The organism is Collinsella sp. OM07-12, assembly GCF_003438275.1.
Classification (GTDB): Bacteria; Actinomycetota; Coriobacteriia; order Coriobacteriales; family Coriobacteriaceae; genus Collinsella.
Genome location: NZ_QSTQ01000008.1, coordinates 12,987 through 27,391, shown reverse-complemented (window position 1 = coordinate 27,391; position 14,405 = coordinate 12,987). Strand labels below are relative to the sequence as shown.

Annotated in this window: 11 protein-coding genes; 5 read left to right on the top strand and 6 right to left on the bottom strand. The window is 59.2% G+C overall.

What is annotated here, in order from left to right:
- Window positions 1-242: 242 nt before the first annotated feature.
- Window positions 243-425, top strand: a complete 183-nt coding sequence (locus DXB98_RS04095; protein WP_055252462.1) for a hypothetical protein — start codon at window positions 243-245, stop codon at window positions 423-425.
- Window positions 415-1,824, top strand: a complete 1,410-nt coding sequence (locus DXB98_RS04090; RefSeq protein WP_117743245.1) for an APC family permease — start codon at window positions 415-417, stop codon at window positions 1,822-1,824. Before DXB98_RS04095 ends, DXB98_RS04090 begins: the two co-directional genes overlap by 11 nt.
- Before the next feature lie 36 nt (window positions 1,825-1,860).
- Here the strand turns inward: DXB98_RS04090 and DXB98_RS04085 are convergent, their stop codons facing one another.
- The 6 genes from DXB98_RS04085 to DXB98_RS04060 form a co-directional block, all read right to left on the bottom strand.
- Entirely contained in the window at window positions 1,861-2,052 is a 192-nt protein-coding gene (locus tag DXB98_RS04085) for a hypothetical protein (protein WP_117743244.1), read from the bottom strand.
- 757 nt (window positions 2,053-2,809) lie between these two features.
- Entirely contained in the window at window positions 2,810-3,460 is a 651-nt protein-coding gene (locus tag DXB98_RS04080; protein ID WP_117743243.1) for a GNAT family N-acetyltransferase, read from the bottom strand.
- Window positions 3,450-4,463 (bottom strand): hypothetical protein, encoded by a 1,014-nt coding sequence (locus DXB98_RS10395; protein ID WP_233505085.1) that lies wholly within the window; start codon window positions 4,461-4,463, stop codon window positions 3,450-3,452. Before DXB98_RS10395 ends, DXB98_RS04080 begins: the two co-directional genes overlap by 11 nt.
- A gap of 568 nt (window positions 4,464-5,031) precedes the next feature.
- On the bottom strand, window positions 5,032-6,888 hold the full coding sequence (locus DXB98_RS04070; protein WP_117743242.1) for an ABC transporter ATP-binding protein: 1,857 nt from the start codon (window positions 6,886-6,888) through the stop codon (window positions 5,032-5,034).
- Window positions 6,888-9,254: an ABC transporter ATP-binding protein gene (locus tag DXB98_RS04065; protein ID WP_117743241.1), complete on the bottom strand. Its 2,367-nt coding sequence runs from the start codon at window positions 9,252-9,254 to the stop codon at window positions 6,888-6,890. The genes DXB98_RS04070 and DXB98_RS04065 overlap by 1 nt, the downstream gene beginning before the upstream one ends.
- The gene (locus DXB98_RS04060) at window positions 9,251-9,700 is read right to left on the bottom strand and encodes a MarR family winged helix-turn-helix transcriptional regulator (RefSeq protein WP_117743240.1); all 450 of its coding nucleotides are present in this window, start codon (window positions 9,698-9,700) and stop codon (window positions 9,251-9,253) included. The genes DXB98_RS04065 and DXB98_RS04060 overlap by 4 nt, the downstream gene beginning before the upstream one ends.
- Window positions 9,701-9,950: 250 nt before the next feature.
- On the opposite strand from DXB98_RS04060, the gene DXB98_RS04055 reads away from it, so the two are divergent.
- The 3 genes from DXB98_RS04055 to pflB all read left to right on the top strand — a co-directional run bounded on the left by DXB98_RS04055 (window position 9,951) and on the right by pflB (window position 14,345).
- Window positions 9,951-10,700: an SDR family NAD(P)-dependent oxidoreductase gene (locus DXB98_RS04055; protein ID WP_117743239.1), complete on the top strand. Its 750-nt coding sequence runs from the start codon at window positions 9,951-9,953 to the stop codon at window positions 10,698-10,700.
- A gap of 108 nt (window positions 10,701-10,808) precedes the next feature.
- Entirely contained in the window at window positions 10,809-11,825 is a 1,017-nt protein-coding gene (locus DXB98_RS04050) for a 2-keto-3-deoxygluconate permease (protein WP_117743238.1), read from the top strand.
- Window positions 11,826-12,293: 468 nt separating this feature from the next.
- Window positions 12,294-14,345: a formate C-acetyltransferase gene (gene pflB / locus DXB98_RS04045; protein WP_117735726.1), complete on the top strand. Its 2,052-nt coding sequence runs from the start codon at window positions 12,294-12,296 to the stop codon at window positions 14,343-14,345.
- Window positions 14,346-14,405 lie beyond the last annotated feature (60 nt).

Genomic DNA, 14,405 nt, shown 5'->3' with positions numbered 1-14,405 from the left:
TGGCGTGTCGTCCCATCTCGGGGCATTGATGGGCTGCTGCTTGATGTCTTGGTCGGTTGGGTTGTCTTTGGGCACTCCGTTGCCTCCACATCGGAGTGCCTTTTTTCTTTGATTGAATACGCGTCTGGCCTGGGATTTTTTGCGGGTTAGGCCAATTGTTCGCTTGAATTTCCCAGGTCAGACGCGTCTTCAATTGCCGAAAGTTCCCGGTCGCGAACGCGGCCGTTTTGATCGGAGTATCTATGTACCAGCGTATCGTCATCTACACGCGTCTGTTCCGCGAGCGTTGGTCCAACAACTGCATCCTCTCCTCTCTTTGGGATGGCACCTGTACCGGTGACGCGGCCTGTAACCCTACCTTGGGCTGCGCCTTCGGTACAGATGCCATCCTTTTTGCTGTAGGGGGCGCGCGCCATGGCAGGTAAAAAGTTCTCCCTGATCGAGGTCATCCTTTCGGTTATCTGCGTTGTGTTTACCATCGAGGCGGCGGCTCCGGCATCTGCCATGGGCAACGTGCAGTTCTTCTGGTGGATCTTCCTTATCATTACGTTTTTGCTTCCCTATGGTCTGGTGGTGGCCGAGCTGGGTACGGCGTTTGATTCCGAGGGCGGCCTGTACGATTGGGTTCGCTTGGGTCTGGGCGACCGTTGGGGCGCCCGTTGCTCTTGGTGCTACTGGGTTAACTTTCCGCTGTGGGCGGCAAGTATCGCCTGCATGTTCCCCAGTGTCATTAATGCGGTGTGGGGTATCGAGTTCTCACTCGGGATCCGAATTGCCATCGAGATTGCCTTTGTGTGGGGCGTCACGGTCATGGCAATGCAGCCGGTGGCCGAGGCCGATTGGGTTATGGACGGCGGCGCCGTCATCAAGGTGCTCATTACCGCTGTGGTGGGAATCGTCGGCATTTGGTTTGCCTGCAATAACGGCTTTGCCAACGACATGTCATTTAAGACCTTCATTCCAGATCTGGGCGACACCAATTCGTTGACGTACCTATCGATTATCCTGTTCAACTTTATGGGCTTCGAAGTGGTCGCGACTTTTGCCAGCACGATGAAGAACCCGTCGCGCGATATCCCCAAGGCGGTTATTGCCGGTGGCGTGGCCATTGCGGCAATTTACATCATTTGCGGCATTGGCATTGGAGCCGCGGTTCCCACCGAGCAGCTTTCACTCGATTCGGGCATTGTGGACGCAGTCGCCGCTATGGTGGGGCGCACCCACCCGCTGACGATGGTCGTGGGCGTGGCCTTTTTGGTGACGCTGTTCGCCAATATGATCTGCTGGAGCTTTGGCGTCAACAACGTAGCGAGCTATGCCGCGCGCCATGGCAACATGCCGCGTCCCTTTGCGTTGGTGTCCAAAAAGACCGGCATGCCCAACGGCTCGGCGCTCATTAACGGCTGTTTTGCCAGCCTGGTGCTGCTGCTCCAGATTCCGCTGGGTGAGGGTTCCGACGTCTTTTGGGTCTTCTTCTCGATGAACGTCGTCTTTCTGCTCATGAGCTATATCCCGATGTTCCCAGCGTTTTGGCGCCTGCGCAAATACGACGATCGCCCGCGCGTGTTCCGCGCGCCCTTCGAGGGCAAGGTGCTTGCGGTGGCACTTGCGATTCCCGTGGTGGAGCTTGTGCTTTCGATTGTTGCTACGATTGTGCCGCTCAACAGCTCACCTGCCGAGATGGCAAAGTTGCCGATCCTCGTGGGCGTGGTGATTGGTGTGTTGCTGGGCGAGGTTTCGCGCCTCATATCGCGCCGCGGCCGAAGCGTCGACAATCCCGGCGTTGGTGCACGGGGGTCAGGTTACTTTGCACCAAAACAGTAAGCGCCGCGAGTTGCGCAGCGCTTGGTGCATCTTGGATTACTGTTCGCGGTGCTCGGGATCGGAAACGAGCTTAGGCGCAAAGTAGGGGACGTGGCCCAGGTAGGGGCAGCCGTCCGAACGCTCCTCGACGACACAGGGGACGTCATTGTAGGTAAGTGAGTCGCTCAGGTGGACGATGGCCTTGGCGGCAGGGGCAACGAGTATTTTGAGCAGTGCGATAGGCGCCATGGCATCTCCTTTCCTGCATGCGACCCGTGTTTTAGCGCGAATGTGTACGCCGCAAGTCTAACATCCCGCCGCGGAGAGCTCCAAACCACCACAAAGGGGACAGGCACCTTTGTGGTGGATTTGGGGTTTGACCAGATAATACCTGTTATCGCTCCCAGGCAGTCGTCGGGGACGTTCTAAAACGGTTATAGGTTACTATCCAATAACGCCTCTGAACTGGGCTACTATTAGATTATGGAAAACACTACTGCAAGATTATGGCAAATGATACTGTCAGATTATGGCGTGTGCTGCTGTAGTCGTCGGGGGCCTGCCTTATGAGCGCCGGCATGGTGCGAACTGCCATCGCTGCCCGCTACAGCGAGTAGCAAGCGGGCAAAACCGCCTCAAAACCAGCGCGAACAACCGCCGCGAAGAGGATCGGACCCCTTTCGCGGCGTTTTTTGCCTATCTGGAGCGCCTCAAAACCAAGTGAGTAGGCTTTTTTGGATCTGCCGAGCACATCACGACAAGTGCTCAATAAAACCGCAGGTCAGCGCTGTGGCGATTTGGGGTGTGCTCGGCCTCCTGCAAAAAGTCTACTCACTTGGTTTTGGCTGCTAGAAGACCGCCGCGAGGGAAGGCAACTTTCTCGCGGCGGTTGGCGTTTGCCCAGATAAAACCTGCCAAAATAAACCTGTCCCTTTTTGGCATGTCCCTTTTGGCGTGGCTGATTGGTTTGGGCTGTTTTGGAGAAAGCCATGAGGCGGCACTCAGGCTAATCCTGCGTGTCGCCTCCGTACATGTAGACGATAAAGCCGTCGCCGGTGTCTTGGCTGTGATCCTCCAGGATGCGCTTCATGTTGAGGTGCTCGTAGAACTGCCAGTCAGAGTTGCAGTCGCTCATCAGGAAGAATTTGGTGCACCCGGCTTTAGCGAGTTCGGCGCGCGCAAGGTCGATGAGCTCGCGGCCGAGTCCCTTGCCCTGCCACTCGGGCACAATGATGATCAGGTTGAGCTGGCCCTGGGCATACTCATTGCCCGTGGCGGCAAAGCGGTCGGCCGTTGCCTTCTCACGGCTGTCGCCAAAGAGCGAGCCCTCGAGCTTGGCGTCGGCAGTCTTTGCCATCTCGGTTGCCTGGGCGAACATCTCGTCGTAGCAGGGTACCCACGTGGGGTTGGTACGCGGCTTGCCGTTCTCGAAGATGCCGATGCAGCAGGCGGCGATAATGCGGCCCTCGGCCTCGGCGACGAGTGCGATAGGGGAGCGCTGCAGCTGCATGGCGATGTTGAAGCGCGCGCAGAAATCGGCAGCTTCGACGTCGCCGCGGTTGCGTAGCGTGTTGCACCACAGCTGGTTGTAGATGGCGGCGATGCCGGTCAGGTCATCAAGCGTGGCGGCGCGCAGGGTTACGTTGTCAAGGCTCACGGAGGCTCCTTCCAGGTAGGGTCAGGCCACCTCTGAGTGTGACATGGGCGCACCGCCGCTGCAGCAACCATTCGGCAGACGAGCCCCGATCCTTCGGGGGCGGAGGAAAAGGGATCACGAGGATAGTCATTGGGGACGTTCTTAAACGACTAGTCAAACAAGAGCGTCCCCAACGACTACCCCAAGGAATGTCCCAGACTGCCGGCAGGAAAGGAACGTCCCCAACTGCCGCATCTCCGCGGATATGAGACTGAGCCGAAGGCGTCGATGACATGCCGGGGGCGGACCGGGACGGGTTTAACGGCAGGCCCCGCCGACCGATTGCAAGCGGTCGGCGGGGCCATTGTGGCCCTTGACAGTGGATTGGGTCGACTTCCCAGTTACGGAAGATAAAGCTCTGATGCGCCTGGGCGGCGTAGATGGAGTTGAGCATGACGGTGGTGGAGCCGGCGGTGGGGTTCTTCATGCCTACCGGCACCGAAATGCCGCTCGACACCAAGCGATGCTCCTGGTTCTCAACCGAGCGCGCACCCACGGCGACATAGCTCAGCAGGTCGACGAGGTACTGGTAGTTCGACGGGTAGAGCATCTCATCGGCGGTAAAGAAGCCGGTCTCCTCGATGACACGCAGGTGCATGTGGCGGATGGCCTTGACGCCCTCGAGCAGGTCATCGGGCGCCTCGGGGTCGGGGTTGTGCAGCAGGCCCTTGTAGCCGGTGCCCTTGGTGCGCGGCTTGTTGGTGTAAACACGCGGGATGATGATGAGCTTGTCCTTGACCTCCTCGGCGGTTTTGGCCAGGCGGTTCATGTACTCGAGCACCGAGTCCTCGCGATCGGCAGAGCACGGGCCAATGATGAGCACCTTGCGTGCGTCCTCGCCGGTAAAGACCTTGGCGACCTCGGCATCGAATGCCTGCTTCTTGGCAGTAAGCTCGGCGGAAAGCGGCATTTCCTCGCGGATCTCCATGGGGATCGGCAGCCTGCGTTTGAATTCCATGGCCATACGGGGCCTCCTTTATCAATTAACGGCAACAATTGGCGAATTCTCGAATGCTCGGCATTATCCGCTGTCGCACGCTAAAGTGCAAGCGAAACCTACCGAAAAGGGACAGGTTTATTTCGGTCGGTTTTATCTGGGGAAATGTCGGCACTCGCCGGAAGGAGGGCCGGCGTACGACATGCTGGAGCAAGTTGGATCTTCTGTGGCATACCCCGTGGACAAAAAATGGCAAATATGAGTACTGTTGCTAGCTTAGTATCATATCGACCTTATAAGATATTAGACACAACAGTAGATATGTTCATTAACGTTGGCACGCAGAAGCATGCTACCGGGCGTTTTGATCAATTTGAAGGCATATCTAGGCCGCAAAGACGTCGTTTGGGGCAGTTTTGGCTGTTACTAAAAAGGTGACAGTACTCATATTTGCCATTTTTTGCCCACGGGGTCTTGAGGGAGAGCGTCAATCAGGTTCCAGGGGAGGCGTTTCGAGGCCCAAAGGACACAAAACGGGGGCGCAGGTTGTCCTGCGCCCCCGTTCTCGGGCGTTATTCGTTCCCTACGGCAGAATTTACGCCGCTTCGTCGAACTGCGAGTTGTACAGGTCGGCGTAGAAGCCGCCTTGGGCGAGCAGCTCATCGTGCGTGCCCTTCTCGACGATGTCGCCGTCGCGAATTACCAAGATCACGTCGGCGTTGCGGATCGTGGACAGGCGGTGCGCGATGACAAAGCTGGTGCGGCCCTGCATCAGCGCATCCATGGCGCGCTGAATGAGCTCCTCGGTGCGGGTATCCACGTTGGAGGTCGCCTCGTCCAGAATCAGCGCCGGGCGGTCGGCCAAAATGGCGCGAGCGATGGTCACGAGCTGGCGCTGGCCCTGCGACAGGTTCGTGCCTTCCTCATTGATCATAAAGTCGTAGCCGCCGGCGAGCGTATGGATAAAGTGATCGCAGCGCGCTGCGCGTGCAGCTGCCTCGACCTCGGCATCGCTCGCGTCGGGGCGTCCGTAGCGGATGTTCTCGCGGATGGTGCCGTTAAACAGCCAGGTATCCTGCAGCACCATGGCAAACTCGCCGCGAAGTGCCGCGCGGTCCCAGTCGCGCACGTCGATGCCCTCGACGCGTAGCGAACCGTCGTCCACATCGTAGAAACGCTGTAGCAGCTTGATGAGCGTGGTCTTTCCAGCGCCGGTGGGACCGACGATGGCGATGGTCTGGCCGGGCTGCGCCTCGCAGCTAAAGTCGTGGATGATGGTCTTGTCCGGCGTGTAGCCAAACTTGACATGGTCAAACTCCACGTGGCCAGGGCGCTTCTCGGGGATCTGTGCGTCGACCTTCTGCTCCTCCTCGGGCGCTGCCAAGAACTCAAAGACGCGCTCGGTGGCGGCGGCCATCGACTGCATCGTGTTGCTCACGTTGCCCAGCTGCTGCACGGGTTGCGTAAAGTTGCGAACGTACTGGATAAAGCTCTGAATATCGCCAGGCGTGGCATTGCCGGTCAGCGCGAGCTGCGCACCCACCACGACGACGCCCACGTAGCCCATGTTGCCCACCAGGCTCATAAGCGGCATCATCAGGCCCGACAGGAACTGCGAGCGCCATCCGCTAATAAAGAGACGGTCGTTCTCCTTATCGAACTCCTCGATCGAGGCCTCGGCGCGGTCGAACACCTGAATGACGTTCTGGCCGGCAAAGTCCTCCTCGATAATGCCGTTGACGGTGCCCAGGACCTGCTGCTGCTCGCGGAAGTACGGCTGCGAGAAGTGAATCATCACCATCAAGATAATCGCGGCGGCCGGCAGCGTGAGCACGGTGACGCCGGTGAGCGGCAGGCTGATCGACAGCATCATGACGAGTACGCCGATAATCTGCGTGATGGACGTGATGAGCTGCGTCACGCTCTGGTTGAGCGACTGGCCGAGCGTATCGACGTCGTTGGTAATGCGGCTGAGCACGTCGCCCTTGCTGTGGCCGTTGAAGTAGCTCATCGGTACGACGGCGATCTTGGCGGCGATCTCCTTGCGCATGCGGTAGCAGATCTTTTGCGTAACGCCGGTCATGAGCCAGCCCTGGATCAGGCTGCAGGCAGAGCTCGCCAGGTACAGGCAGAGCAAAAAGCCGAGCGTCTTGGCGATCCAGTTAAAGTCGACATCGCCGGTACCGTTGACCTTGGCAACCAGGCCTTCGAACAGCTTGGTCGTAACCTGGCCGAGCACCTTGGGCCCCACAATGTTAAAGATGACCGAGCACACGGCAAAGGCGACGGCGGCAAACACGGCAACCTTGTGTTGGCCGATATAGCCGAGCAGCTGCCGAATGGTGCCCTTAAAGTCCTTGGCCTTTTCGCCGCGGCCCATGCTGCCCATACGACCCATGGGGCCACGCTGGCGGGTGGGTTTGGGAATCTGAGTCTTGGTCTCGTCTGCCATTATCGCTCGCCTCCTTCCATAACAGCTGCAATCTCTTCTTGGGTAAGCCCCAGTTCCTCGGCAGAAAGCTGCGACTGTGCGATCTCCAAGTACGCCGGGCAGTTGTGCAACAGCTCCTCGTGCGTGCCGGTGCCCACTACGTGGCCGTCATCGAGCACGATGATCTGGTCGGCGTGCATGATGGTCGCGATGCGCTGGGCCACGACCACGAGCGCAGCGTCAGTGACGTTTTTGGCAAGCTCCTCGCGCAGGCGCGCGTCGGTCTTGTAGTCGAGGGCGCTAAACGAATCATCGAACACTAGGACCTCGGGCTTTTTGGCCAGGGCGCGGGCGATGGCCAGACGCTGGCGCTGACCGCCCGAGACATTGGAGCCGCCCTGGCTGATGGGGGAGTCGTAACCGCCCTCGCGCTCGGCGATAAAGTCCTCGGCCTGTGCGATGCGCGCTGCCTGGCGCATATCCTCGTCACTAACCATATCGCCGGCAAACTTGAGGTTGCTCTCGACGGTGCCCGAGAACAGACGACCCTGCTGCGGGATGTAACCGATGCGACGGCGCAGCTCGGAAAGGGTCATATCGCGCACGTCGATACCGTCGAGCGAAATGCTGCCGCCCGTCACGTCGTACAGGCGCGGAATCAGCTGCACGAGCGTGGACTTGCCCGAGCCCGTGGAGCCAATGATGCCGAGCATCTGGCCGGCGTGCGTGGTGAAGTTCACGCCGCTGATGACATCGGCGCGGGCATCGGGGTACTGGAAGCTCACGTCGCGGAAGGTGAGCTCACCGCGCGGCGCGCTTGCCGCGGGCAGCTTGGGCGAGACGGGGTCGTTGATGCTTGTGGGGCAGGTGATGACCTCTTCCACGCGCTCGGCTGCGACCTCGGCGCGGGGCAGGATGACCGAAACCATGGTGAGGATCATAAACGCCATGACGATCTGCATGGTGTAGGAGATAAACGCCATCATGTTGCCGACCTGCATCACGCCGTCGGACACGCCTTGTGCGCCAAACCAGACGATAAGCACGGTGATGCAGTTCATGACGAGCATCATGAGCGGCATCATAAAGCTCATGGCGCGGTTGGTGTAGAGCTGCGTGGTCATCAGATCGAGCGATGCCTTGTCAAAACGCTCGAGCTCGTGCTCCTCGCGGTTAAACGAGCGGATGGGCATAAGGCCGTCGAGCAGCTCGCGCGCGGTAAGGTTCACGCGGTCCACAAAGCTCTGCATCTTTTTGAACTTGGGCATGGTGAGGCCCATGAGCACGCCGACGACGGCCGAGACCGCGATGATGGCCACGGCGATGGTCCATTCCAGGCCGGTGTGGTTGGCCAGGACGCGCATGACCGCGACGATGCCCATGACGGGCGCCATGAGGCACATGCGGATGAACAGGGTCGCTGCCATCTGGATCTGCTGAATGTCGTTGGTGCAGCGGGTGATGAGCGAGGCCTGGCTAAACTTGCCCACCTCGGCCGGCGAAAAGTGCATAACCTTGTTGAAGGTCTCGCGGCGCAGGTCGCGGGCGATGGAGCAAGCAGTGCGCGAGGCCACGGCGCCGGTCAGGATGGTGGCGACAAGCGACACCAGGCACAGGCCAAACATCGTGGTCGCCATACGGCCCAGGTAGGAGTTCTGCACGTCGGCGGGGTCGATACCCTGCGCCTTGTACTCGTCCTGCACGTAGGTCACGGCGCGCTGCGTGACGATGGAACCCGACATGGAGCCCATTTTGTCCGCCATCTCGTTGGCACCTTCGACGAGCTTGCTTTGGTCTACCAGACCGCCCTCGATGCCCAGACGTAGGCTCTTCATGGTGATCTTACCGCCGTCGGCATCAATCTGCTTTTGCATGTTCTGTGCCGCTGCGGCCTTCTGCTGCATTTCGGCGAGCTGCTCGGGCGTCATCGCTGCCATTTGCTCGGGCGTGGGCATGGCTTGGGCGGCGCTGTTATCTTTCTCACTGGACGTGCCCATCATGTCGCCCATGGAGCTGGCATCGATGCCCTGGTTGAGCGAAAGGACGACGGTCTCGGGCAGGCTCATAATGTCAGCAATCTTGCCGCCATCGGCGCGCTCTTCCTCTGTTCCCTTGTACGTTCGAATGCCGTTCTTGTTCGCCTTGCTAAACACGGCCTCCACAGCCTTGGCATCCTTGGCGCTCATGAAGAGCTTGAGGTCATCGAGCGATTCGGCGCGAATGGTGTCGGGTACGGGCGAGGCGATGCCGCCTTGCTGCACGCCCACATCGACGATGTCACTCATATACGTAGGTAGCGCTAGGTCGGCATTGCAGCTGATTACGATAAGTACGATAGCTGTGAACAGTGCCAGAATATGCTCTTTAAAGAGCTTGAGAATCCTCACTCGGCATCTCTCCTTTCTTGATTGCGGTCGATAATTTCGTTGGCGCGTCTAAGAAGGCGCACCATCTCTTGGGTATCTGTTTCGCCGAGCTGCTCGAGGAAGGCCGCGGTGCGGTCCTCGAATTCCCGACGTTTGATTGCGAGATCCTGGAATCCCTTGTCGGTCACCGTGACGTGTACGCGACGACGGTCGGTCTTTGAGTGCTCGCGCTCGACCCAGCCCTTGGCTTCGAGAGCGCGCAGGATATTGGCGATGCGGGCGCTCGAGACCCAGGCACGATCAGCGAGTTCGCTCGGTGTGAGCGAACCACCAGCGAGCATGAGGGCGCGCATGACGGCCATCTCGCCGCTCAGGGCCTGGTCGGCAAAGCGCGAAATGCGCTGATGCATGCTGCCAAACTCGGTAAAGAGCTGACGCCCAAGCGCATGGAAATCGGTATCTTCCACCGAAAACCCCTAACACTAGAAACTATTTTCGGTGGAAAATGATACCCACATACGCGGGCCTCATGCGGTGAGCAATATAAAGAGCGCATAAAGACTTAAAATCATTCAATTGATGAAGCGTTTCAAAGAATTATCATGCACGCGGTTAGGCGAGGGGTTGTCACCACCATGACGATTGGGACTCAAGTAACGCCACGCGCGATGCTCCAACTTCCCGCAAGGAGACACCTGAATCAAGGGGGTTGGAGTCATGGCATTTGACTTCACGGGCAAAACCGCGATCGTTACCGGCGGCACTCAGGGCATTGGCCTCGAGATTGCCAAGGGTATCGTTGCGGGCGGCGGACACGTCGCGCTCATCGCAAGGAACGCTGCCAAGGGCGAGGCCGCGGTGGCCGAGCTTGGAGAGGGCAACAAGTTCTACCAGCTCGATGTCGCCGATGCGTCCAAGGCGCGCGAGTCCGTCGAGCAGATCTTCGCGGATCTGCCCCAGACCAACATTCTGATCAACTGCGCCGGTGTCATCAGCACCAAAAAGTTCGACGAGATCGACGACACCGAATGGCGCCGCACCATCGACATCAACCTTAACGGCACCTTTACCATGATGAATGCCGTGTACCCGCACTTTAAGGCGGCCCACACCGGCACCATCGTCAACGTGAGCTCTGTGGCCGGCAAGATCGGCGGCGGCCTGCTCGGCACTGCTGCCTACGCAAGCTCCAAGGCCGGTGTCAACGGCCTAACCAAGGCGGTCGCCAAGGAAGGCGGTAAGTTCGGCATCCGCTGCAACGCCGTGTGCCCATCGCTTACCCTTACCGACATGACCTCGATTCTCTCTGATGAGAACTCTCAGCGCATCATCAACGGTATTCCCCTGGGCCGCGCTGCCCAGGCTAGCGAGCCTGCACAGATGGTGCTGTTCTTTGCTTCCGACCTCGCCAGCTTCGTGAACGGCGAGATCGGCGACTGCGACGGCGGCATCGTCCTGGACGGGTAATACCCCGCGGCGATAATTCGGCGACGGCTCCTGCGACTCGGGACCGTCGCCTTCTTTCTGACTCAGGAGCGTGTGGCCGCGTGTCACACGCATCAAAAGGAGATATAAATGAGTGAATCGACTGCGGTGGAGGCGCCGGCAACAAAAGAGCCGTTCTTTAAGATGTCCTCCATCCCGGGCGCCAATATCCTGGTGCCGCTTTTTTTGGGTTGCCTGCTCAACACGCTGTTCCCCGACCTGTTTAAAACGCTCGGCAGCTTTACGCTCGGTATGACCCAGCAGGGCGCCGGCCCGCTTGTGGGCGCTTTTTTGCTCATCGTCGGTACGACGATTTCGTTTAAGAGCGCTCCTGCTGCCGCTGCCCGCGGTGCCATTATCATTGCCGTCAAGCAGATCGTGGTTGTCGCCGTGTCGCTACTCATCCTTTATGTGTTCAACGACAACCTGTTTGGCATCTCGGCCATGGTGATGCTGGCCGCTTGCACGGGTGCCAACAACGCTATGTACGCTGGACTGATGGGCACCATGGGCAACGAGGCCGAGCGTGGCGCCGTCGCCATCACCACGCTGGTTGTCGGCCCTCCGGTCACGATGATCGTGCTCGGCGCCGCCGGCCAGGCTCCGATCGGCTGGTCGCTCGTGGGCGCCATCCTGCCGATCGTCGTCGGCATTATTCTGGGTAACCTCTTCCCGAGCTTTAAGAAGATGATGGCACCGGCACTTTCCGCCATCATCGTGCTCGTCTTCTTTGCCATGGGCTCGACCATGACTTTTGGTCAGCTTATCAACGGCGGTCTTCCCGGCATTCTGCTCGGCGTGATCTGCTCGGTGGTCTTCGCTATCCCCGTTGTTGCGGTCGATAAGCTCACCGGTGGCACCGGTGTCGCAGGTGCGGCAATCTCCAGCTGCGCCGGAGCCAATGTGGCAACGCCTGCCGCTATGGCAAGCGTCAACGAGGCCATGTACGGCGGTGCGGTGCTCGCGACGGCTACGGCTCAGGTTGCAGCCTGCGCTATCGTGACGGCCATTTTGACCCCGCTGGTCACCAGCTGGTGCTACAAGCATTTTCAGGGCCAGCAGAGCAACAGCAAGGCAGCGACCGGCAGCGCCGCCTCAGCCGCTTAATGCCAAGCGGCAATCAAAGCTAAAAAACTAGCCACGCCACAGGGCGGCCGCGGGGAAAATCCCGTGGCCGCCCTTCAGTTTCTGAAGGGTCTCTAGGACACTTTACCCTGCTAAAGCTGGCATAACAGCTAGAGTGAAGGACGTATAAAGGCAAGGGGAAATATCAAACAATTCGGTGAACGGTAGCTGATGACGCGTGCGTTTCCTGCGGATTTGTCAAAAAAGGACTAATGGTATAAAAAAAGGAACATATAACAGCCCTGATGAAGGGGGTGGCTATGTTATCCTTCACAGACGGGTGAAATCTTGGGTTTAGGGTTGCAAGACCAAGGTGAATAAACGTTTTTCCCTGCGCTAACGCGCGATGAAAGGCGAATGAAGCCGGTCATGCAGGTCGAATATTCAAGAATTCAATAAGCAGCGGTGTGAGAGCGCCGCATAATACGTAACTAGGAGCGTGGTTACACAATGCAGGAGGCATGGGAAGGCTTCAAGGAAGGCATCTGGACGGGAGAGGTTGACGTCCGAGACTTCATCCAGAAGAACTACACCCCCTACGAGGGCGACGAGTCGTTCCTCGCCGGCCCGACCGAGCGTACCAAGGAGCTGTGGGGCGAGGTTCTCGACCTGCTGCTCAAGGAGCGCGAGCAGGGCGGCGTCCTCGATATGGACACCAAGACCGTCACGGGTATCGTGAGCCATCCCGCTGGCTACATCGATAACGCCCATCGTGAGAAGGAGACCATCGTCGGCCTCCAGACCGACAAGCCGCTCAAGCGCGCGTTGCACGTCAACGGCGGTATCCGCATCGCTTGCCAGGCTGCTAGCCAGCACGGCTACAAGATCGACGAGAACGTTGTCGAGCGCTACACCTTCGAGCGCAAGACCCACAACGCGGGCGTCTTCGATGTCTACACCCCCGAGATGCGCGCTTGCCGTTCGGCCCACATCATCACCGGTCTGCCCGATGGCTATGGCCGCGGCCGCATCATCGGCGACTACCGTCGTGTCGCCCTGTACGGTGTCGACTACCTGATCAAGGACAAGGAGGCCCAGAAGGCTTCCACCCCGACGGTCATGACTGCCGACAACATCCGCGATCGTGAGGAGCTGCAGGAGCAGATCCGTGCCCTCGGCGAGCTCAAGATGATGGCCGAGACCTATGGTTTCGATATCTCCAAGCCTGCTACCAACACGCAGGAGGCCATCCAGTGGATGTACTTCGCCTACCTCGCTGCCGTCAAGGAGCAGAACGGCGCCGCTATGTCCATCGGCCGTACCTCCACGTTCATCGACATTTACGCTGAGCGCGACCTTGCCAACGGCACCTTCACCGAGGAGCAGATCCAGGAGTTCGTGGATCACTTCATCATGAAGCTCCGCATGGTCAAGTTTGCCCGTACCCCCGAGTACCAGGCCCTGTTCACCGGCGATCCGCAGTGGGTCACCGAGTCCATCGGCGGCATGGGCGTCGACGGCCGTACGCTCGTTACCAAGATGAGCTACCGCTACCTGCACACGCTTGAGAACATGGGCACCAGCCCCGAGCCCAACATGACCGTTCTGTGGTCGACCCGTCTGCCCGAGAACTTCAAGAAGTTCTGCGCCAAGACTTCCGTCGCCAGCTCCTCGATCCAGTACGAGAACGATGACCTCATGCGTGTTTACCACGGCGACGACTACGGCATCGCCTGCTGCGTGTCCTCCATGCGCATCGGCAAAGAGATGCAGTTCTTCGGCGCCCGCGCCAACCTGGCCAAGTGCCTGCTCTACGCGCTCAACGGCGGTGTTGACGAGGTCTCCAAGAAGCAGGTCGGCCCCAAGTACCGCGCCGTCGAGGGCGACACGCTCGATTACGACGACGTCGTGGCAAAGTACAACGACATGATGAAGTGGCTCGCTGGCGTGTATGTCAACTCGCTGAACATCATTCACTACATGCACGACAAGTATTGCTACGAGCGCATCCAGATGGCTCTGCACGACAAGCACGTGCACCGTTGGTTCGCTACGGGCATCGCTGGCCTTTCCGTCGTGGCTGACTCCCTGTCCGCCATCAAGTACGCCAAGGTCCACCCCGTCCGTGACGAGAATGGCATCATCGTCGACTTCGAGACCGAGGGCGAGTTCCCCAAGTACGGTAACGACGACGACCGCGTCGACCAGATCGCTCACGACGTTGTGCACCAGTTCATGGAGTACATCCGCATGAACGACACCTACCGCAACTCCGTGCCCACGACCTCGGTTCTGACCATTACTTCCAACGTCGTGTACGGCAAGAAGACCGGTTCTACGCCTGATGGCCGCAAGGCTGGCCAGCCCTTCGCCCCGGGTGCTAACCCCATGCACAAGCGCGATAGCCTCGGCGCCATCGCCTCGCTGTCTTCGGTTTCCAAGCTCCCGTTCCGCGATGCTCAGGACGGCATCTCCAACACCTTCTCCATCATCCCGGGTGCGCTCGGCAAGGAGGACCAGGTGTTCTTTGGCGATATCGACCTTGATCAGCTAGGCGAGTAACTATTGTTAGTGCTATACTAACAATAACGATTACTGATTGGCGCGCCGGTTTCGGCCGGC

Coding starts and splice junctions, on each gene's coding strand:
- DXB98_RS04070 (WP_117743242.1), bottom strand. CDS start 6,888: ATGGCAGACGAGACCAAGACTCAGATTCCCAAACCCACCCGCCAGCGT.
- DXB98_RS04050 (WP_117743238.1), top strand. CDS start 10,809: ATGAGTGAATCGACTGCGGTGGAGGCGCCGGCAACAAAAGAGCCGTTC.
- DXB98_RS04085 (WP_117743244.1), bottom strand. CDS start 2,052: ATGGCGCCTATCGCACTGCTCAAAATACTCGTTGCCCCTGCCGCCAAG.
- DXB98_RS04055 (WP_117743239.1), top strand. CDS start 9,951: ATGGCATTTGACTTCACGGGCAAAACCGCGATCGTTACCGGCGGCACT.
- DXB98_RS04090 (WP_117743245.1), top strand. CDS start 415: ATGGCAGGTAAAAAGTTCTCCCTGATCGAGGTCATCCTTTCGGTTATC.
- pflB (WP_117735726.1), top strand. CDS start 12,294: ATGCAGGAGGCATGGGAAGGCTTCAAGGAAGGCATCTGGACGGGAGAG.
- DXB98_RS04095 (WP_055252462.1), top strand. CDS start 243: ATGTACCAGCGTATCGTCATCTACACGCGTCTGTTCCGCGAGCGTTGG.
- DXB98_RS10395 (WP_233505085.1), bottom strand. CDS start 4,463: ATGGCCATGGAATTCAAACGCAGGCTGCCGATCCCCATGGAGATCCGC.